Origin of the sequence: Nonomuraea rosea (assembly GCF_039539705.1) — a bacterium.
Taxonomy (GTDB): Bacteria; Actinomycetota; Actinomycetes; order Streptosporangiales; family Streptosporangiaceae; genus Nonomuraea; species Nonomuraea rosea.
This window is the reverse complement of record NZ_BAABDQ010000002.1, coordinates 408,645-428,825: the sequence shown is the minus strand read 5'-3', so window position 1 is coordinate 428,825 and position 20,181 is coordinate 408,645. Positions and strand designations below refer to the sequence as shown.

The following is a 20,181-nucleotide window of genomic DNA, read 5'->3' as shown; positions in this document are numbered from 1 at the left end:
GCTACTGGGTCTTCTTCACGCGGGCGTCGGCGACCAGGCGCAGCACGTTGCCGTAGCCCTCGGTGGCGTACAGGCTGGGGCTCAGCGCGTCGCCTCTGAAGGCGACCGTGGCGGGCCTGGTGACCAGCGGGATCATCTGCGCGTCCGCGTCGGCCTTGGCGCAGACGGCGGCCAGCGCCTGGTCCCGCGCGGCGCCCGCGGGCTCCTTGCCGGCCGCGTCGATGAGCGCGTTGAGGTCCTTGTCGGGCTTCATGAAGCCGACGTTGAAGCCGGCCGTCTCCGGGTTCCACCACTTGGTGACCATGCCGGGGTCGGCGTAGCCGGCGAACCAGGACAGAGCGGCGTCGAACTCGGCGGGCGCCTTGCCGTACACCTTGCCCGACCAGCTCGCCTCGTCCATCTGCTCGATCTTGACGGTGATGCCGGCCTGCTGGAGGTTCTGCTGGATCACCTGGGCGACGGCCGGGGCCGGCTCGGTGGCGAAGATGCTGAGCGTGAACGTCAGGTTCTGCGCCCCCGCCTCGGCCAGCAGCTTCTTGGCCTCGTCCAGGCTCTGCTTCGCCGACGGGAGCGCGGCGGGGTCGCAGGCGCCCGGCAGGCCCGCCGGGGTGACGGCGGTCGGCTTGCCCTTGCCGCCGAGCGCCACGTCGGCGATCTGCTGGGGGTCGAGCGCGATGTTGATCGCCTGGCGCACCTTGGGGTCGGCGAGCTTGGAGCCCGGCGCCAGGGTGTTGAGCATCAGGTAGTAGAAGTCCGTGGTGGCCTGGGTGACGACCTGGACGTTCTTGGCGCCGGCCAGCATCGTGGCCGAGTCGACGTTGCCCAGCGTGGCCAGGGCGGCGCTGCCGTTCTGCAGGGAGGCGATGCGCGCGGCCTCCTCCGGGGCGATCGTGATGTTGAGCGCGTCGGCCGCCGGCTTGTCCTTCGACCAGTACTTGTCGTTGCGCTTGAACGTCCACGACACGTCCTGGCGGTGGTTCTCGACCACGTACGGGCCGGTGCCGAGCAGTGTGGTGGCCGGATCGACCGACTTGTCGTCGATCTCCTTCATCGGCAGGACGGCGGCGGGCACGTTGGCCAGCGCGGCCAGGAACGGCGTGTACGCCTCCTTCAGCGTGACCTTGACCTTGCCGTCGCCGTCCTTGGTGACCGACTCGACCGGGCCGAGCTGGCCGCGCCACACCGACTTGGAGGCCAGCAGCCGCTTGAGGCTCCCGACCACGTCGTCGGCCGTCATCTCTCTGCCGTTGGAGAAGGTGACGCCCTTGCGCAGGTGGAAGACGTACGTCTTGGGGTCGGGGGTGTCCCACTTCTCGGCCAGCATCGGCTGGACGCTGAAGTCGGGGCCGATCGTGACCAGCGTCTCGTAGGACAGCGAGAGCAGCTGCCAGGTGGTGGCGACGTCGGCGAGCTGCGGGTCGTACCCGGTGGCCGCGCCGCTGTCGATGTGCACCTGCAGGTTGAGCGTGCCACCGGCCGGGAGCGCCTGATCGGCGACGGCGAGGTAGCCGGGGGCGGCGGTCTCCTGGGTGGCGGCGGGCGGGGTGCTGGTCGTTCCGGTGGCGGCGCAGGCCGAGACCAGCAGCGCGGCCGTGACACCGCAGGCCAGGCGTATGGGACGCATGGGCCTCTTCTCCTCTAGTGGCAGGAACGTTCGGCGGCGCTCGGCGGGACGTCGAGCGTGGGGTTCCGGTCGAAGAAGCCGACCGGCTTGAGAGTGAACCCGCAGGTGTCGACCGGCATGATCGGCCAGTCCTCGGTGCGGGGGAAGTGCGTCAGGCCGAACGTGTGCCAGAGCACGATGTCCTGCCCGTCGATGTCGCGGTCCGCCCTGGTGTAGAGGGGCAGGCCCGCGCCGCCGGGATGCTGGTTGACCAGGTCCCCGGCGGGATAGCGCTCTGCGGGGTGGTAGCGGGTGACCCACAGATGCCTGGTCGCGAACTCCGCCCTGCGGTGGATCGAGGATCCCTCGGCGGCCATCAGGGTGGGCTTGCCCTCCGGGAACAGCGCGTAGCCGACCGGGTGGCCGAGACGGTTGCGCACCGAGGGGTTGACGACGTGCCAGGTGCGCTCCGCCTTCAGGTCGGCGTCGCGCTTGGCCTGCTGTTCCGTGCGGAGCCGGGTGACGGCCCGGCCGAACGCGTTGCCGTACGGGCTCTCGGCCCGCGCCGCCTCCACCTCGTCCACGGCGTTGGCCACGCCGTCCACCGTCATGTCCAGCCGGGCGCTGAACAGGTGCTGGTGGTACGGTGCCGCCAGCCCCGGCGCGACCTCCGAGGCGTAGGGCGCGGCGCGGTCGTCGTAGGCGCCGGTGAAGACGATGCCGGTGGCCTTCACCTCGAGCTCGATGGTGCCGTCGAGGTAGAGGTACCAGTAGAAGCCGTAGTCGTAGTTGCCGACCGTGACGAAGAACGAGATCACCAGGCGCCGCTGCCTGCGCGTCTCCCTGGAGCCGTTGGCCGGGTCGGTGTGCTTCCACAGCACGCCGTAGTCCTCTTCGTGCATGCAGATCGCGTTCGTGATCACCTTGGGCACGCCCGCGCCGTCCGTGACGACCGCGTCGAAGTAGGTGATCTCGCCGAGGCAGTCGCAGCCCAGCTCCAGGGAGTTGGCCAGCTTGCCGAGCTGGTACTCGCCGGTGTCGAAGTAGTTCTGCCAGAAGCGGATCGGGCTCGGGTCGCCGTACGGGACCATCATCTCGGCCACCGAGGCCCGGTAGACGATGGGCCGGGTGCGCCCGCCGTCCTCGAACCCGATCTGGTGGAGGGTGAGGCCCTCGCGCATGTCGTACCCGAGGCGCAGGCTCCACTTCTCCCAGGTGACCAGGGGGCCGTCGACCGTGAAGCTGGGGCCTTCCGGCTGGGTGATGTGGATCGGCTTCTGCGAGGTCCTGTGCGGGCCCTGGTGGTAGTCGCCGGGCTCGGCGGGGATGGGCTGGGGTCCCGTGTCGACGATCTCCAGGATCTCGCCCTTGACCAGATCCACGTACGCGACCAGGCCGTCCACCGGGTGGGCCCACGGAAGGCTGTCGGGGGTGGGCATCAGGTGGGCCAGCACCCTGGCCACCCGGCGGCCCTCCTCCTTGGGCAGCTCGAAGTGGCCGGCGCTCAGGGCGGCGAGGTAGACGGTCGCGGGGTCGTCGATGCCCCTGCGGGCGAGCGCCCCGGCCCAGCCGGCGTCCTCCCGCAGCACCCGCCTGACCAGGGCGTGCTCCTCGTCCAGCATCGGGACCTGGCCGTCGGTGATCGGGTCGATCGGCCTGCGCTCCTCGACCCGGCCGGCGCTGATCGACACGATCACGTCCTCGGACTGCTCGGTGGCGAGGTCCAGGAGGAGGGCGCGGGCGCGGCGGGCCGGCTCGGCTCCCGGCTCGTACGCCAGGACCGCGTCCTTCCTGGGCTCCTCCAGGCCGAGATAGGCGACCCGCACCGTCTCACTCAGCAGGCCCTCGTCGATCAGAACCCGCCTGACCTCGTCGATCTCCTGCGCGGCGAGCGGGTCGAGAGGATGAGGGTGCTTACCGGTGGACAGGTGCAACGTTCCGCCCCTTTCTGCTGCCGGAACGTTCCGGCAATGTCGGGCTAACATAATTGCGAGGGCGGAAGTAGGACAAGACCTTGGGTCAAGGCGAAACACATCGTTTACCGGACCGGCCCGGCCGGCCGGACCCTCGCGAACGAGCAGAACCCCGTGCCGGTGGGCCTTCCGGGGCATGCGGAGCCCCGGGAGGGCGGGTTCCCGGGGTGAGCGAAACCGGGAGGACGGGTTCTCACGGGTGAGCGAAACCGGGAGGACGGGTCCTTGCCCGCGAGCGGGATCTCGGGCGGGGTTGGGACACCGGGCGGGCGGGAGCTCGCGGGCAGGCCGCTACCATCGGGGCGTGCAAGCAGACGAGCCGGTCACGATCTTCACCGTGGCCCGGGAGGCCGGGGTCTCCAAGACGACGGCCTCCGACGCGTTGCGCGGATCCGGGCGCGTGTCGGAGGCGACGCGGGAGACGGTCGCGCGAGTGGCGGAGCGGCTCGGCTACGTGCCCAACGGCTCGGCCAGGCACCTGCGCAAGGCCAGCACCGGGACCATCGGCCTGCACGTGCCCGAGGTCCTGACGCGATCGTCCTACTACATGTCGTTCGTGTTCGGCGTCGTCGAGCAGGCGGCGCGGCACGACTACGACGTCACACTGATCACCTCGGGCCAGCGCCGTGCCCGGGCGCCGCGCGTGGACGGGCTGGTGCTCGGCGACCCGCTCGGGGGCGATCCGGTGGTGGAGAGCCTGATGGGCACGGGGCTGCCGACGGTCTCCTGCGAGCGGTTCCCCGGCGCCAGGCAGGCGGACGGGGTGGTGTGGTCGGATCACGCCCCGATGCTCGCCCGGCTGCTCGACCACCTGCGCGAGTCGGGCGCGACCCGGCCTGGGCTCATCGTGGCCGGTGACGAGAGCGACTGGGCGGCCAGCGTTCACCGGGGCTACCTGGACTGGTGCGGCTCGCACGGGGTGCTGCCGCTGGTGCGGCGGGTGTCCTTCGACGCCACGGGCGACGAGGTCCGCGCCGCCGCCCGCGCCCTCCTCGACGTCCCGCCCGGCAGCACGCGCGAGACCCCGTCCGGTGCCACACGCGACACCCCGTCCGGTGCCATGGCCGACGGGCCGGGCGGTGGGGGGCCGATGGATGCGCTGGTCTGCGCCCCGGCGGGGGCGGCCACCGAGGTCGCCCCGCTGCTGCGGGAGGCGGGCGCGAACGTCCTGCTGGCCTCCTGCGTCGACAGCGCCGGCACGCGGCTGGCCGACCCGCCCATCACCGCGATCGACCTGCGCCCGCGCGAGGCCGGGGCGAGCTGCGCCGAGCTGCTGTTCGAGCTGCTCTCCGGGGCAGCGCCGGCGGGGACGGAGCGCCTGCACCCGATCGAGCTGGCCGTACGCGCGTCGACCCACCCCCGATGACGCGCACCGCCGGACGCACGAGGGCGCCCGGCGGTGGCTGGGGAACGGAAAGGCCGGTCAGCTGAAGGTGACGTCGCTGCAGAAGTAGAACGTCTGATCCATGTGCGAGGCTTTCCAGATCGTGTAGATGACGTGGTGGCCGGTGCGCGACCCCTTGCTGAGGCTGTTGATCATGTACGTGCCGGAGGGCGCGTACTTGGGCGTCTCACGGACCAGGTCGAGATGGTTCCAGCCGAGGGGCGTGGTGAGGGCGTTGTACCCCTGCTTGGTGATGTAGACCTTGATGTAGTCCGCGCCGTGCAGGGCCTGGTCGGTGACCCTGACGTTGAACGTGCTCGACATCGCCGTCGTCTTCCAGGCGCCGGGCGTGTCCATGGAGCGGTAACGGCTGTCCGAGGTGTGGCCCGCGCTGCAGAGCTGGCCGTTGGGGATGACGGCCTCGTGCTGACCGGCGACGTTGTCCCGGTAGAGCCCGTTCCAGTTCCACATGGCGTTCGTGTTGTCCTGCCACGCCTGCCAGCACATCGGGTCCTGCTGTTGCATCGTGGGGTTCTGGAAGTCGCTGCCCCATCGCAGCCAGCATCCGTAGTTGCGGGACGCCGGGTCGGTGGTCGAGCCGTGCGCCAGGGCGGTGTCCGCCAGGGGGATGGCGAAGAGCATCGCCATGGACAGCAGCAGGGCCAGGGCGCGCTGCGCCCATCGGGTCGGTGCGGCATGGGGCATAGTGCGGTCTCCGTGTTCCGGTCGGGGTTCCGGTAGATAGGAGCGCTCCCGGTGGGGGACGGTAGCTGACCGCACAAATCCGTACAAATGACGGGCTGAAGTCAACGCCCGCGCGGCTGCCGTGTGCCCTGGTGCCGGTGGGGGTGAGCAGCGGAAAGGGCTTTCCCAGGGAGGTGCGGCAGGGGTGAAAGTTTCAACCCCGAAGCTGTGCCCCGGAGCGAGAAGGCGCTCCGGGGCCTGGGACCTAGGGCACGCCCGGACGGGCGGCCAGCGAGGTGTACACCGTCACCTCGTCGGGCTGGAGCAGTCCGTCCTGGATGGCACAGATGAGCAGCTTCTCCTTGGTGGGCGCGGGACGACCCGCCGCCGCGTACTTCACGCGCGCCCGGTCGATGTACTGGCGTACGGTCCGTTCCTTGATCCCCATCCGGGCCGCCACCGAGGCCTTCGACATGGACTGGAACCAGTACAGCAGCGCCGCCCGCTCCTTGTCCGAGAGCTGCGGCCGATGCGGCCCCTCGTCGGTCGCGATCGCCTGGGCCATCGGCGGCGTGACGCTCGGCCGGTCGGCCGCCACCTCCAGGATCGTCTCCAGGCAGGAGTCGCGCGTCGCGCGCCCCTTGCCGATGAAGGCCGAGGCGCCCGCGTCCAGCACGGCGCGCACCGTCTCAGGTTCCTCGTGCTCGGAGAAGACGATGACGCGCTGGCCGCCCCCGCACAGCTCGCCCACGCGGTCGATGACCATGGTGCCGTTGAGGTTGAGGTCGAGCAGCAGGACGTCCGCGTCCGTGCCGCGTACCGACTCGATGGTGGGCCCCTGGGCGACGAGCTCGACCGGGCCCGGCGCGCTGAACCAGGACCGCACGCCGTCCACGACGACCTGATGGTCCTCCACCAGGGCGACCGTCACGGGACCCCGGGCGGCCGTTCCTGTCACATGCTCCGTTATGGGCCCTGCTGCCAGATGCTGTTGACCCATACCTCCCCTCCCTGCCGCTGATAAGTGACGACGACCCCGCTCGCCTCCTGCACTGAGGTCGCGCTGATGAGCAGGTCGTCGTTGTCGGCCACGACGGCCACGCTCACCATGGTTGACATCGCGGACACCGTGACCCTGGCCCGGGATCTGGCGCCGTCCAGCGCTCTGAGTGGCGCTGCTAGCAGGTCCTCGCGTACTCCCTCCGGCATCGTCGGCAGATGCTCCCCGAACGGCGGCGCCGTCACCAGGACCATCCGCCGCTCCGCCGCGTCGATGCGCTCGCGCAGCGCGGACACCAGGACGTCGGGCACGTCCTCGCGCTCCGTGATCAGCCGCCGCAGGCGCGCGGCTCCGGCGGTGCAGTCCTCGCGTACGCGCGGATCCCCCGGATCGGCCCCGTCCGCGAGCTGGGTGAGCAGCGTCTCCGCCACGTCGCGGATCGCGGCGTACCGGCGGATCCGGTCGGCGTGGATGCTCTGGGCGGACTCCCGCCAGGCGTCGTCGGCGGCCAGGCGGCGCGACAGCAGCACGGCGTCCTCCGCGCGGGCCAGCAGCATGTGGCAGCCCGCCGTGTACCCGAGCTGCATGGTGATGCCGCCGACGATGACCACCAGGTATTTGGCGATGGACACGCGGTCGAGCATCCCGGTCACGGCCATGGCCGTCAGCATGATGGCGGCGTTCGCGACGAGGAACGCGATCAGCTCGGCCCGCCAGCGCGGCCGGTTCCAGACCAGCATGACGCCGATCCAGCCGATCGAGCCCCAGCCCCAGTCGCTGATGCCGAGCAGCTCGGCCGGCCGGCAGGCGGCGATCACCGCGACGTCCACGGCCAGCGTGGCGACGGCGAGCTCGCGGATCCTGGACGGTCCGCTCGACGTGCGGGCCAGCGACATGGCGGCGATCACGAAGATCACGGAGTAGACGACCCAGGCCACCAGCGCCAGCATCGGCCAGCGGAAGGAGCTCCAGCCGGTGATCGTGACCGTGAGGTCGTAGCCGAGGTGCCACACCCCGGCGATCACCGCGGCGCCGAGCGCGGTGAAGCGCGCGTACCTCTGCGCGACCTGCTCGATCTCCTCGGTCATGGCCGCCACCAGAGCTGCACGCGGGTGCCCTGCGCTCCGGAGGAGATCTCGGCGCCGCCGTTCGGCAGGGAGCGCATCGTGTCGAGGATCGAGCCCCGCACGCCGAACCTGTCGGGCGGCAACCGGTGCTGGTCGAACCCGCGGCCCGAGTCGGCGACCTCGACCCGCACCTCGCCGCCGCTCCTGGTGGAGACCAGCTCGGCCTCGCGTACGCCGGCGTGCAGCGCGATGTTCGCCAGCGCCTCGGTGACGGCGCGGGCGAAGTGCTCGGCCACGTTCCCCGGCACCGTCTCCGGCGTGAGGCGCTTGTGGACGTCCAGGCCGGTCGCCCGCCCGGCCACCTCGTCCAGCAGCGTGTCCAGGGCGATGAGCGCGGAGTCGGCCTGCGGGGTGTCGCGCAGCTTCTCCAGCGCCGAAAGGTCCGTGACGACCTGGGCGCGCAGGGTGGGGGAGGGCTCCTCGTAGGTGCCGAGGCCGACCATGGTCAGCGTGTGCAGCGACGTCTCGTGGATGCTGCCGACCTGCCGCAGCTCGTCCTCGCGCCGCAGCCGTTCCACCATGAGCGCGATCCCGGCCCGCGCGCTCTCCTTCAGGAAGGCGTCGGTCGCGGCGGACGAGCGCCGCAGCAGCGTCATCAGCAGCAGGATCGCCGTGAGCTGGACGAGGTGGATCCCCAGCGTGCCGAACACGTCATGAGCGGGCGAGGCGAGCCGCACGCCCACCGCGAACGCCGCCGCCAAGCCCAGGCCGACGGGAACGGCGACCTTGATCCGCCAGGTGACCCCGGCGACGACGATGGTCATCGTGACCAGCCCCGCGACCCAGCTCGACCCCGTGTCGAGGGCGTCTTCCGCGACGAGGTGACGCTGCGCGAGGCACAGCGCGACCGTGATGGCCACATCACCGGCCACCAGCCAGCCCGGCAGCAGCTCTTTGCGCCACAGCACCCGCAGGAACAGCCCCGTCGCCACGAGATGGACCGCCAGCATCGGGGCCAGCCACCCCATGGAGACCGGTGGCACGGCTCCCAGCACCGCCGCGATGACCGCCACCGAGCCCACCGCGCTCCGCGCGCCCGCACCAGTACGCGCGACGGCCTTGTCGAACTGGCTCGTCGCCGAGTCGTATCTGGTGGAGCCGGATTGAGCCATGAGCCGCCCGTACGCGCCGAGAGCACAAGACGGGTCTCACGATAACGCAGGGCACAGTGGGTAAAAAGCAACGGAAATGGATTTCTCCAGACGTGGCGGCATATGGGGTCATGGGTCGCATGGCTGAGTCCCTCGGGCCGGCTTTCTGCGGTCTTCACCGCCTTCCCGAACCTTCGTCGGTTCCCGCCTCTGCGGCATGACGGCTGATCGGCCGTCAAAGTGCTACGACGGCCGATCGGCCGTCAGTCGCGTCCCTTCATATGAGCGTGTACTGGGCGCAGGTCGCGATCACCGCGGCGGGAGGGGACCCCAATGACTTACATCGTGATCTCGATCTTGGTCGGCTGTCTGTCGGTGATGACCGTCCAAGGCCGGCGGGGGAATTGGCCGACGGGCATGCCGGTGGCGCGGCCGCGGCTGATGGCCGTGGGCGGCACGTACGAGGGCTCGGGTGGGCGGCCCTCGGACGCGTACGTCATCCAGGAGCGGCTCGTGGCAGCGGCCCATGGCGCGGGCGGGGCGGAACCGGGGCACGCCGCCGCCGCGCTGGCACTGGGCGCGGTGGTCGCGACCCGGCCGCAGCACATGGGGACGCGGGAGGAGGACCTCGACGAGTGCGCCCAGGCCGCGCACCGCGCCGTGCGCACCGCGGCGCTGCGCAACCCCGCGATGCCGAACCTGGCCACCACCCTCGACGTGGTCGTGCTCGACAGGGGCGAGTACCCGCGGCTGCGCTTCGCCCACATCGGCAACGGCGCGATCTGGCACTGCCCGAAGGGCGGGACGCCGCAGCCCCTCACCACCTCGCACTCCTTCGACGACGGCGCGCTGCTGCGCGGCATCGGCCTGCCCTCGGCGCTCAACCCCGAGATCGGCTCCGTGCCGCTGCGTCCGGGCGACCGGATCGTCATCGTCACGGACGGCGTGATCCGCGCGCTCGGGGCCGCGCGCGTCACGGAGCTGGTCAGCAACGCCGTCTCCCCCGTCGCCTGCCTGGACCGCCTGTACGACGAGATGGCCGCCGCCGAGCCGGCCGACGACGCCACAGTGATCATCGCGGACTACGTGACCGCGTGACGGCCTGTTGAGTAGGGGGCTACTCAGGTCAGGACCCACGTGCCGCGGCGACGATCGGAGAAATCTCCCACCATGGACCGGAGGCTTCGATGAGCGCCATATTCGGAGAGACACTCAGCTTCACCCAGGCGGACGGCGAGAGGGTGCGGCTCGTCGTCTTCGGTGACGAGCACTACGCCCGCTACGAGACCCCCGACGGCTTCACCGCCGTCTACGACGCCGCGACCGGCGCCTACTGTTACGCCGATCTGAAGGACGGGCGCCTGCACTCCACGGGGGTCCGGATCGACTCCCGCGACGCGCCCGGCGACGTGCCGCGCCACCTGCGCGAGTCCGGCGCCGTCAGGGCGGCGGCGCGCATGGAGCGGCCGGGGACGCTCTCCGCCGAGGCCGCGGCGGACGCCGCGATGACGTTCGGGCCGACGGGCGGGCTGCTGGAGGGGCGCAGGCTCAGCGTCGGCACGGTACGCGGGCTGACGATCCTCGTCGACTTCGCCGACCAGGCCGCCACGGTCAGCCGGCAGCAGGTCGAGGCGCTGCTCAACGCGCCCGGCTACCGGGAGAACGGCAACGCCTGCTCCGTCAACGAGTATTTCGCGACCGTGTCGAGCGGCCTGCTGCAGTTCACCAACGACGTGGCAGGCCCGTTCAGGATGAGCCGCGACATCACGTTCTACGAAAAACCGGAGAACCACGACGTGCTCGTCCCCGAGGCGCTCCAGGCGGCCGTCGACTCGGGCGTGGACCTCACCAGGTACGACTCCCTCGGCCAGCAGGTCGTGGACGCCGTGACCATCATGTACGCCGGCGAGAGCCGCCACATCAAGGACAGCGTCCTGTGGCCGCACAACAGCGTCATCGAGCTGACGTTCGGCGACATGCGCACGCACTTCTACCTCGTGACGAGCATGGGCGCGGGGCCGCAGGAGCTGTCCATCGGCACCTTCTGCCACGAGAGCGGCCACCTGCTCTGCCGTTTCCCGGACCTGTACGACTACGGCGACCGCGACGGCGACGACTTCACCAGCTCGGGCCTCGGCCTGTACTGCCTCATGAGCGCGGGCAACCACCTGAACGGCGGCAAGACGCCCGCGCCGGTCAGCGCCTACCTGCGTGACCTGGCCGGCTGGTGCCCGGACAAGGTGGACCTGAACCGGGGCGGCACGTTCGAGGCGCGGCAGGGGGACTGCCGCCGGGTGTTCCGCTACACGACGGGCGTGCCGTCGGAGTACTTCCTGGTCGAGAACCGGTCCAAGCTCGGCTTCGACCTGCACCTGCCGTCGAGCGGCCTGGCCGTCTACCACTGCGACACCAGGGGCTCCAACGAGCTGCAGGAGGGGACGCCGCTGCGGCACTACCAGGTCGGGCTGCTCCAGGCCGACGGCCACCTCGACCTGGAGAACAACCTCAACAGGGGCGACAGCCGCGACCTGTACAGCCGGGTCGCGGGCACGGCGCTGTCACATTCGACGGTGCCCGCCAGCCTGCTGTGGAGCGGCGCCGAGTCGGGGCTGACCCTGTCGGCGATCAGCGATCCCGGCCCTGCCATCCGCTTCAGGGCGGGAACCACGGGGGTCAACGGGGCCATGTTCACCTCGGTGTCGCGGCCCGAGCTGCGCATCCCGGACAGCGATCCGCACGGGGTGGCGGACACCATCATGATCGAGGCCGAGGGCACCGTACGGACGCTGAAGGTGCTCATCGACCTCGACCACGACCATCCGGAGGACCTGCGGCTGGTGCTGCACTCGCCGACGGGGCGGCGCATCGTGCTGTCGCATCGGGAGCCGCTGAAGACCGGAGAGGTGCTGCAGTACGCGACCGAGCCGCCGTCGGTGCTGACGCCGCTGGTGGGGCAGCCCGCGGGGGGCGGGTGGACGCTGCGGGTCAGCGACCTGGCCCCGGCGCACGCGACCGCGGGAGTGCTCAGCGCGTGGCGGCTGGACATCGTCACGGGCACCTGAGCCGAGGACCGTTCGGGGGTGCGGTGCGGGGGCCGTACGGATCGGGGGGCCGTGCGGGGTGCGAGCCCCGTGCGGATCGAAGGGGCCGTGCGGGCTGTGGGCCCCGCGCGGGAGGAGGGGCCGTGCGAGGTGAAGGGGCCTCGCACGGATGGGGGCCGTACGGGTGGAGGGGCCTGTGCGGGTTGGGAGGCCGTACGGGTGGAGGGGCCTGTACGGAGGGTGATCGAGGGACGTTCAGCTCCTCGATCACCCGTCCCCCAAAATGCCGATTTATCGGGCAGTGATGACCTAAGCTCATGCCTGTGAACCCTCCGGGTGGCAGCAACCCCAACGTCCCGAGCTCTTCGCGCGTCTACGCCTTCGGGCGGGACGGCAAGGACGACTACGAGGCCGATCGCCGGGCGGCCGAGCAGGCCATGGCGGCGGTGCCGGGGGCGCGCGAGAGCGCCAGGAACAACCGGGACTTCCTCGGCCGGGCCGTCCGCCACCTCTCCCAGCTCGGCATCCGCCAGTTCCTCGACCTCGGCACGGGCATCCCCAGCCAGGGCAACACGCACGAGGTGGCGCAGGCGCAGGCGCCGGAGTCCCGCGTGGTGTACGTCGACAACGACCCCCTCGTGATGTCGCACGCCAGAACCCTGCTGACCAGCGCGCCGGAGGGCAGGACCGCCTACATCGAGGCCGACGTACGCGATCCGCGCAGCATCCTCGACCACCCCGACGTGCTGGCCACGCTCGACTTCACGCAGCCGATCGCGCTCGTCATGGTCGCCGTCCTCATGCACATCCCCGACCAGGACGACCCGGCCGGCCTGGTCAAGGCGTTCGCCGAGGCCCTGCCCCAGGGCAGCTACCTCGTGCTGAGCCATCTGACGCTGGACTTCCTGTCCGAGGAGACGGCCGAGAACTACCTGTCGGTCACCGCGAACCAGGCGACGCACAGGACACCGCGCTCCCGCGAGCAGATCGCCGGCTACTTCGACGGGTTCGAGCTGGTCGAGCCGGGGCTGGTGGCGGTCTCCGAGTGGCGGCAGACGCCGTTCTTCACCGACACCTCGACCTGGATGTACGCGGGGGTCGGCCGCAAGCTCTGACCCCGGCCTCACCTGACGCGTGGGGTGGCACGCATGCCGACATACACGCATTCAGTGCCATCCGGCAGCGTCGAGAACACCACCGGCATATAACCGTCGCTGAAGGACGGCCCCGCCCCCGACCCGGCGAACACCGTCGCACTGAGCGGCGTCAGCTCGGCCTCGATCGGCGGCGAGATGTCCTTCATGCCGTCCACGAACTCGTACCGCAGGTGCCCCCGCCCCTCGCGCTCGCTGACCGTGATGGCCACGCCCGCGCGGCGGTAGCGGCCGGTCAGCGGCGCCAGATCCACGGCCGGCGGCGTCGCGGGCGGGCCGAACGGCTCGGGCATCCGCACCCCGGCCAGCTCGCCGAGCAGCTCCCTGAACAGGTCCGAGCACATCAGCCGGGCGCCGCCGCCGTTGGTCAGCAGGGCGACGGCCACGCCCGCGCCGGGCACCACGCGCAGGTAGGCGTACTGTCCGACGGCCGCGCCATCGTGGCCGAAGCCGGGGACACCGGCCCAGTCGTACAGGGTCCAGCCCAGGCCCCAGCCGTCGGAGCCGACCGTCCACTTGTCGGGGACGTCCACCTCACGGCGTCGCATGGCCTCGACGGCTCTCGCTGACAAGACCCGGGTGCCGTCCTGGGCGACGCCTCCGTCCAGGTGCGCCCTGGCCAGCCGGACGAGGTCGCCGGCGCTCGCGAGGACACGCGCGGCGGGGGCGGCCGCGCGGGCCTGAAAGTCCCACAGCGGCGCCGGGTCCGGGTACGCACCCGGCGCGCCCAGATGGCTCATCGCGGTACGGAAGCTCAGCGCCTCCTCCGGCAGCGTCATCGTGTGGCCCAGCCCGAGCGGGGTCAGCAGCCGGTCCTTGAGCGCCTGGTCCCAGGTCAGGCCGGTGATCACCTCGATGATGCGGCCGAGGATGATGTAGCCGCTGCCGCTGTAGGAGAGGGCCGCGCCCGGCGGGCAGTCCTGCCCCAGGTCCGCGCACGCCTCGACGTACCGGGCCAGGCAGTCGTCGCCGCGGCCGGTGTCCACGTGGAAGTCGCCGCTGAGGCCGCTGGTGTGAGTGAGGAGCTGCCTGACGGTGATCTTCTCGGCGGCCTCCGGGTCGGCGACGGCGAACCCGGGCAGCAGGCCGGCCACGCGGGCGTCCAGGTCGAGCTCCCCCGCATCCACGAGCCGCATCACCAGCGTGGCGGTGTAGATCTTGGCGATCGAGCCGAGCTGGAAGATCGAGTCGGTGGTCGCCTCGACGCCGGTGCCACGGTGCAGCACCCCGCTCGCCAGCTCGTGAAGCTCGTCGCCGGACAGGATCGCCAGGGTCGCACCCGGAACGTGGTGCGCCTCGCGCAACCGGTCCAGCCGCTCCTGCCAGTGGGCCAGGTCCATGATTCTCTCCTTGCTGCGTACATCGTTCCTCTGATGCGAACACTGTACGCACATGAGGATGACGTGCGCAACCCAGGCATCCGGAGTGCGCCGTACCGTTCCAAAGCCGTTTAAGGTTCAAGTTGTGCAGCACATCGGGGACGGGACGGCGCGGTGAGTACGACGGTCGGCGCCCAGCAGGCCGCGGGCGATCCGCCGCCTTCCGGGAAGCGGCGGCGGCGCAGGCGATGGCTGTCCTGGACGGTCGTCACGCTGCTGGCCCTGTGGGCGATCATCAGGATCGGCGGCCTGGAGCAGGGCTCGTTCCTGACGCAGCTCGTGACCGCGACGCCCTACGGGGCCGGGCTGGCGGCGCTGACCGCGCTGCTGTGCCTGGCCAGGCGCAACCGCCCGGCCGCGCTCGCCGCGGCGCTCGTGTGCGCGGCGCTGGTCACCGTACTCGTGCCGCGCGCGATCAGCGCGGAGCAGCCGGCCGCGAACGGCGCGCCGCTGCGGGTGCTGACGATCAACCTGTTCGGCCGGGGCGACGCCAAGACCGTGGTCGACCTCATACGCAAGTACGACGTCGAGGTGTTCAGCGCGCTGGAGCTCACCCACGCCGAGGCCGAGCGGCTGGACGCGGCCGGGCTGAAGCAGCTCATGCCGTACCGGGTGCTGCAGCCGGAGTACGGCGCGACCGGGAGCGGCATCTACGCCAAGCATCCGGCGACGGAGCTGACCGGCCTGTTCACCCCGATCGGCCACAACATGCCGGCCGCCACCGTGACGTTGCCGGGCGGCGGCAAGGTCGAGTTCGTGGCCGTGCACCCGAACCCGCCGCTCGGGCGCATGGAGGTGGAGTGGAACGCCGCCCTGCGCGCGCTCCCCCCGGCCTCCTCCTCGGCGGTCAGGGTGCTGGCCGGCGACTTCAACGCCAGCCTCGACCACCGCGCCTTCCGCGACCTGCTCGATCGCGGCTACGTGGACGCGGCCGAGCAGGTGGGCAAGGGCCTGACGCCGACCTGGCCGAACTTCCGGCCGATCCCGCCGATCATCTCCATCGACCACGTGCTGGCGGACCGGCGGGTGAGCGTCCGGCGGGTCGAGGTCGTGGACGTGCCCAGAACCGACCATCGCGGCGTGTTCGCCGAGCTGCGCCTGCCCTGACGACCGCGCCCGTCAGGGTTGGGTGGGGCACATGGTGAAGGTGACGGACTTGCTCCTGGAGCCCGGCGAGGTGATCCGGAAGGTGGCGGTGTGCGTGCCGTCCTGGGGGCTGACCAGCTTCTTCGAGGTCACGTTCAGGGCTCCTTAGGGTCCGAGCATGGGCAGGCGGTCCGAGTCCGCGCGTTTGGGGCGTCCGATGGACCGAGCCTGGCGAGGCGATGGGAGTCCGGGCGTTCAGGGCTCCCTGATGTGGGTGGTGAGGCGGCGTGCGGAGCCGAGGGCGACGGTTTCGCCGGTGAGGCGGATGACCGCGCGCAGCGGCGGGTCGGCCGCCGAGGGGCCGGCCGCGAGCACGATCGTCCCCGGCTCCACGATGCGGCGCAGGTCGATGCCGGTGTAGGAGAACGCGTCCGAGGGCACCACGAACGTCACCGTCCGCGACTCCCCCGGCTCCAGCGCCGCCCTGGCGAACCCGATGAGCTGGATGGCCGGCCTGGCCACCTGGGCGACCGGGTCGGAGGCGTACAGCTGCACCACCTCCTCGGCGGGCCGCCCGCCCGCGTTCCTGATCGTCACGCTCACCTCGACCGCGCCGTCGGTGAGGACGTCCGCGCGGTCGGTGGCGATGGCCGTGTACTCCACCGCCGAGTACGACAGCCCGTGCCCGAAGGCGAAGGCCGGCGTGGGGTCGAGCACCGTGATCCCGTCCGCCCGCCGGCCCAGCGGCGCCTGGAGGTAGGTGGAGGGGTTGATGGCGGGCGAGTCCGGGATCTGCACGGGCAGGCGCCCCGACGGGTTCACCCGGCCGCTGAGCACGCCCGCGACCGCTGAGCCGCCCTCGACGCCGGGGAAGAACGCCTGGATCGCGGCGGCGACCCGGTCCTTGACCGCGCCGAGCGCGTACGGCCGCCCGGACACCACGATCAGCACGGCCGGCGTGCCGGTCGCCAGGACGGCCTCGACCAGGTCCTGCTGGAGGCCGGGCAGCCGCAGGTCGGCCGCGTCGCACCCCTCGCCGGACGTGCCCGCCCCGAACAGCCCCGCCCGGTCACCGACGAACACGAGGGCCAGGTCGGACCCGGCCGCGAGCGCCGCGGCGGCCGCGATGCCGGACCCGTCGCCGCCCGACACGTCGGTCCCGAGCTCGTAGCGGAGGTCCGCCATGGGGAACTCGGCGGCCAGCCGCTCCCTGATGGACGCGATGGGCAGCCCCATCCCGTGCTCCGGGTAGCGGTCGAGCACGTGGTTGGGGAAGGCGTAGCAGCCCAGCAGGGCGCGGGGGTCGTCGGCGCAGGGCCCGACGACGGCGATCGTCAGGCGCTCGCCGGGATCGACGGGCAGGACGCCGTCGTTGCTCAGCAGGACGAGCGAGCGCTCGGCCACGGTCGCGGCGAGCTCGCGGTTGCGCGGGCCGTCCAGGTCCACGTCGTCCGCGCCGGCGGGGACGAGCGGGCCGCCGTCCAGCAGCCCGAGCTCGATCTTCTGCCGCAGCACCCGGCGTACCGACTCGTCGACCACCGTCTCGTCCACCCGGCCCGCGCGCACGTGGGCGACGAGGTGCGCGCCGTAGCCGACGGTCTCGGGCAGCTCCACGTCGATGCCGGCCCGGATGGCCAGCGCGCCGGCCCCCGCGTCGTCCTCGGCCACGCCGTGCATGGAGGCCAGGAACGGGATGGCCCAGTAGTCGGCCACCACCGTCCCGACAAAGCCCCATTCGTCCCGGAGCAGCCGCCGCAGCAGGTCCGCGCTCGCACCGACGGGGACGCCGTCGAGGTCGGTGTAGGAGTTCATGACCGATCGGGCGCCGCCCTCGTGCATCGCGGTCTCGAACGGCGGCAGGATCACGTCGGCGAGCTCTCTCGGCCCCATGCTGACCGGCGCGTGGTTGCGCGCGGCGCGCGAGGCGGCGTACCCGGCGAAGTGCTTGAGCGTGGCGATGATCCCGGCCTGTTCCAGGCCGCGCACGTACGCGGCGCCGAGCTGGCCCACAAGGTACGGGTCCTCGCCGAGCGTCTCCTCCACCCGCCCCCACCGGTAGTCGCGCACCACGTCCAGGACCGGCGACAGTCCCTGGTGCACGCCGACCGCGCGCAGGTCGCGGCCGATGGCCCCGGCCATGCGCTCGACCAGCCCGGGGTCGAACGTCGCCGCCCAGGCCAGCGGCGTCGGGTACGCGGTCGCCCCGTACGTGGCGAACCCGGTCAGGCACTCCTCGTGGGCGATGGCCGGGATGCCGAGCCGGTTCGCGGCCATCACCTGCTCCTGGAGCGAGCGCAGGCGCTGCGCCCCCTCGGCCGGGCTGACCGGGGCGGTGCCGAAGACACGGGTGAGGTGGCCGAGCCCGTACCGCAGCCGCTCCTCCAGGCCGCCCGCGGACATGAAGAGGTCCTGCAGGGGCGCGACGCCGCCGGGCTCGTCCGTCTGCACCCAGACGGATCCGAGCTGCGCGACCTTCTCCTCCAGGGTCAGCTCGGCCAGCAGCGACTCCACGCGCTCGCCGGGCGTCCGGGCGCTGTCCCGCCAGGGCGCGAGGCCCGGCGCGTTCACAGAGGTCATGGCTTCCTTCGCGGTTGTCGGTCAGCCGCCGCAGGTGGAGACGATCCGGTACGGCGGGATGACGGCGATCTGCGCAGGCACGGCGACGACGGCAGCCTGCTGAAAGTTTCGGCGCATGGTTCCGGGCATCCATCCGGACTCTAGGCACCCTTCGGGAAGCTCGTCAATAATGTTTCGTAAGATCACCGAAACATTCGGAAGCCGGTACGCGCGAGATCGCCAAAGGGGCCGAGCGGACGGCCCGCGAGCACGGCCTGGCCGTGGTGCCGTCCAAGCCGCAGGACCGGCACACCGGCGGCCCCGGACTGGTCCGCGAGGGCGACTTCCACGCGGCCCTGACTACGATCCGCGGCCGCTCACGGAGACGCGACCGGCGTGGTGCTCGCACTGGCGCGGGGCGAGCCGCTGCCGCGCAATCGGCTGGAGCCCGCGAACGACCTCACCCTGCGCGGCAGTATCGCCCCGATACCGAAAGTTTCGGAAAAATATCCGCAATAATCGGCGTCGAATCGGCGGCAGGTAACTGTAACCAAAGCGTCAGTTTCGAACCTGAGTTCGAGTGTGGAATCGTCTCGTCCTACCGGGCACACGGGGGCCCGCCGACGCGAGGAGAATCGTCATGCCCGATCGGAGATCGTTGATCGCGCTCGCCCTGGCCGTGGGCGTCGCGGTCGCGACACCCGCCTTACCCGCGCAGGGAGCCGACGGCGCCCAGGCCTTAGCAGCGCAGACTCCGGGGCCCAACGTGGTGCTCAGGTGGAACACGGCGCTGCTGGCCGCGATCCGCACCGGGACGCTGGGCCCGCCGCTGGTGGCCAGGGCCCTGGCCATCGTGCACACCTGCGCCTACGACGCCTGGGCCGCCTATGACGGCGTCGCGGTCGGCACCCGGCTGGGCGGCTCGCTGCGGCGGCCCGCCGCCGAGCGCACCCAGGCGAACAAGGCCGAGGCCATCAGCTTCGCCGCCCACCTGGCGGCCGTCGATCTCTACCCGGCGCAGCGAGCCGGGTTCGACGCGCTGATGGCCGAGCTGGGCTACGACCCGGCCAACCCGGCGAGCCCGGCGGCCCAGACCGGCAGGACCGCGTGCCAGGCGGTGCTCGACCACCGGCACGCCGACGGCTCCAACCAGCTCGCCGGCTACGCCGACACCACCGGCTACGCGCCGGTCAACGCCCCGATGGTGGTCGCGGACCCGCTGACCTCGCTGGCCCAGCCGGGGCGCTGGACGCCGCTGACGTACGTCAACAGGGCGGGCGCGCTGGTCACGCCGCCGTTCCTGGCTCCGCACTGGGGCCGGGTGGCGTCGTTCGGCGGCACCGCCCGCGACCTCGCCGACGCCGTACGCGCGCCCTACCCCTACGGCTCGGCCGCGTTCAGCGCGCAGTCCGCCGAGATCGTGTCGATCACGGCCGCGCTGACGGACCGGCAGAAGGCGATCGCCGAATACTGGGCCGACGGCCCCGCCAGCGAGACGCCGCCCGGGCACTGGAGCCTGTTCGCGCAGCAGGTCTCCGCACGTGACCACCATGGGCTCGACCAGGACGTGAAGATGTTCTTCTCGCTGACGAACTCGGTCATGGACGCGGGCATCGCCTCGTGGGAGGTCAAGCGGGACCACGACTCGGGCCGCCCGATCACCACGATCCGCTTCCTGTACAAGGGGCAGCAGATCCCGACCTGGGGCGGCCGGGTGATCGACGGGGCCACGTGGGTGCCGTACCAGGCGGCGACGTTCCCGACGCCGCCGTTCGCCGAGTACGTTTCGGGCCACAGCACGTTCAGCGCGGCGGCGGCCGAGGTGCTCAAGCGCTTCACCGGCGGCGACGCGTTCGGCTCGCAGGCGGTGATCGCGCAGGGCTCGTCGCAGGTCGAGCCGGGCGTGACGCCGGCGCAGGACGTGACGTTGCGCTGGCCGACCTTCACCGAGGCCGCCGACCAGGCCGGGGTGTCGCGCAGGTACGGCGGCATCCACTTCAAGCTCGGCGACCTGGAGGGCCGGGCGCTGGGGCGGTCGGTCGGCACGGCCGCATGGGAGCGCGCCAAGAGCTACTGGACGGGCCGCGGCTGAGGACCTGAGGG

General features: G+C 71.7%; 15 protein-coding genes. 7 read left to right on the top strand and 8 right to left on the bottom strand.

Annotated elements, in window-relative coordinates:
- Position 1 precedes the first annotated feature (1 nt).
- Together ABEA43_RS05905 and ABEA43_RS05900 are read right to left on the bottom strand one after the other, a co-directional pair.
- Positions 2–1,624, bottom strand: a complete 1,623-nt coding sequence (locus ABEA43_RS05905) for an ABC transporter substrate-binding protein (RefSeq protein ID WP_345559476.1) — start codon at positions 1,622–1,624, stop codon at positions 2–4.
- Between the two features lie 14 nt (positions 1,625–1,638).
- Positions 1,639–3,537, bottom strand: coding sequence for a primary-amine oxidase (locus ABEA43_RS05900; protein WP_345559474.1), 1,899 nt, complete (start codon positions 3,535–3,537; stop codon positions 1,639–1,641).
- A gap of 343 nt (positions 3,538–3,880) precedes the next feature.
- Between ABEA43_RS05900 and ABEA43_RS05895 the strand changes: the two genes are divergently transcribed.
- Positions 3,881–4,942 carry a LacI family DNA-binding transcriptional regulator gene (locus tag ABEA43_RS05895; RefSeq protein WP_345559472.1) on the top strand — a complete coding sequence of 354 codons (1,062 nt, stop codon included), beginning with the start codon at positions 3,881–3,883 and terminating at the stop codon, positions 4,940–4,942.
- A gap of 57 nt (positions 4,943–4,999) precedes the next feature.
- Here ABEA43_RS05895 and ABEA43_RS05890 read toward each other — a convergent pair whose 3' ends face one another.
- From ABEA43_RS05890 to ABEA43_RS05875, 4 genes are all read right to left on the bottom strand, one after another.
- Entirely contained in the window at positions 5,000–5,665 is a 666-nt protein-coding gene (locus ABEA43_RS05890; protein ID WP_345559471.1) for a lytic polysaccharide monooxygenase auxiliary activity family 9 protein, read from the bottom strand.
- Positions 5,666–5,909: 244 nt separating this feature from the next.
- Positions 5,910–6,602 (bottom strand): response regulator, encoded by a 693-nt coding sequence (locus ABEA43_RS05885; RefSeq protein WP_345559469.1) that lies wholly within the window; start codon positions 6,600–6,602, stop codon positions 5,910–5,912.
- Positions 6,603–6,610: 8 nt separating this feature from the next.
- A complete protein-coding gene (locus ABEA43_RS05880; protein ID WP_345559467.1) occupies positions 6,611–7,732 on the bottom strand; it encodes a hypothetical protein in 1,122 nt (373 codons plus the stop codon).
- Positions 7,729–8,883, bottom strand: a complete 1,155-nt coding sequence (locus ABEA43_RS05875) for a sensor histidine kinase (protein ID WP_345559465.1) — start codon at positions 8,881–8,883, stop codon at positions 7,729–7,731. The genes ABEA43_RS05880 and ABEA43_RS05875 overlap by 4 nt, the downstream gene beginning before the upstream one ends.
- Before the next feature lie 312 nt (positions 8,884–9,195).
- Here ABEA43_RS05875 and ABEA43_RS05870 point away from each other — a divergent pair, with 312 nt between their 5' ends.
- The 3 genes from ABEA43_RS05870 (at position 9,196) to ABEA43_RS05860 (ending at position 13,018) form a co-directional block, all read left to right on the top strand.
- A complete protein-coding gene (locus tag ABEA43_RS05870; RefSeq protein WP_345559463.1) occupies positions 9,196–9,960 on the top strand; it encodes a PP2C family protein-serine/threonine phosphatase in 765 nt (254 codons plus the stop codon).
- 89 nt (positions 9,961–10,049) lie between these two features.
- Positions 10,050–11,924 carry a M6 family metalloprotease domain-containing protein gene (locus ABEA43_RS05865; protein ID WP_345559461.1) on the top strand — a complete coding sequence of 625 codons (1,875 nt, stop codon included), beginning with the start codon at positions 10,050–10,052 and terminating at the stop codon, positions 11,922–11,924.
- A gap of 302 nt (positions 11,925–12,226) precedes the next feature.
- The gene (locus ABEA43_RS05860) at positions 12,227–13,018 is read left to right on the top strand and encodes an SAM-dependent methyltransferase (RefSeq protein ID WP_345559459.1); all 792 of its coding nucleotides are present in this window, start codon (positions 12,227–12,229) and stop codon (positions 13,016–13,018) included.
- An 8-nt stretch (positions 13,019–13,026) separates the two neighbouring features.
- Here ABEA43_RS05860 and ABEA43_RS05855 read toward each other — a convergent pair whose 3' ends face one another.
- Complete coding sequence (locus tag ABEA43_RS05855) at positions 13,027–14,397, bottom strand: serine hydrolase domain-containing protein (RefSeq protein WP_345559457.1); 1,371 nt, start codon at positions 14,395–14,397, stop codon at positions 13,027–13,029.
- Between the two features lie 153 nt (positions 14,398–14,550).
- Between ABEA43_RS05855 and ABEA43_RS05850 the strand changes: the two genes are divergently transcribed.
- Positions 14,551–15,543: an endonuclease/exonuclease/phosphatase family protein gene (locus ABEA43_RS05850; protein WP_345559455.1), complete on the top strand. Its 993-nt coding sequence runs from the start codon at positions 14,551–14,553 to the stop codon at positions 15,541–15,543.
- Positions 15,544–15,777: 234 nt separating this feature from the next.
- On the opposite strand, the gene ABEA43_RS05845 is transcribed toward ABEA43_RS05850, so the two are convergent.
- Positions 15,778–18,099, bottom strand: a complete 2,322-nt coding sequence (locus ABEA43_RS05845) for a beta-glucosidase (protein ID WP_345559453.1) — start codon at positions 18,097–18,099, stop codon at positions 15,778–15,780.
- A gap of 375 nt (positions 18,100–18,474) precedes the next feature.
- On the opposite strand from ABEA43_RS05845, the gene ABEA43_RS05840 reads away from it, so the two are divergent.
- A complete protein-coding gene (locus ABEA43_RS05840) occupies positions 18,475–18,597 on the top strand; it encodes a hypothetical protein (RefSeq protein WP_345559450.1) in 123 nt (40 codons plus the stop codon).
- 121 nt (positions 18,598–18,718) lie between these two features.
- Positions 18,719–20,170, top strand: coding sequence for a vanadium-dependent haloperoxidase (locus ABEA43_RS05835; protein WP_345559449.1), 1,452 nt, complete (start codon positions 18,719–18,721; stop codon positions 20,168–20,170).
- Positions 20,171–20,181 lie beyond the last annotated feature (11 nt).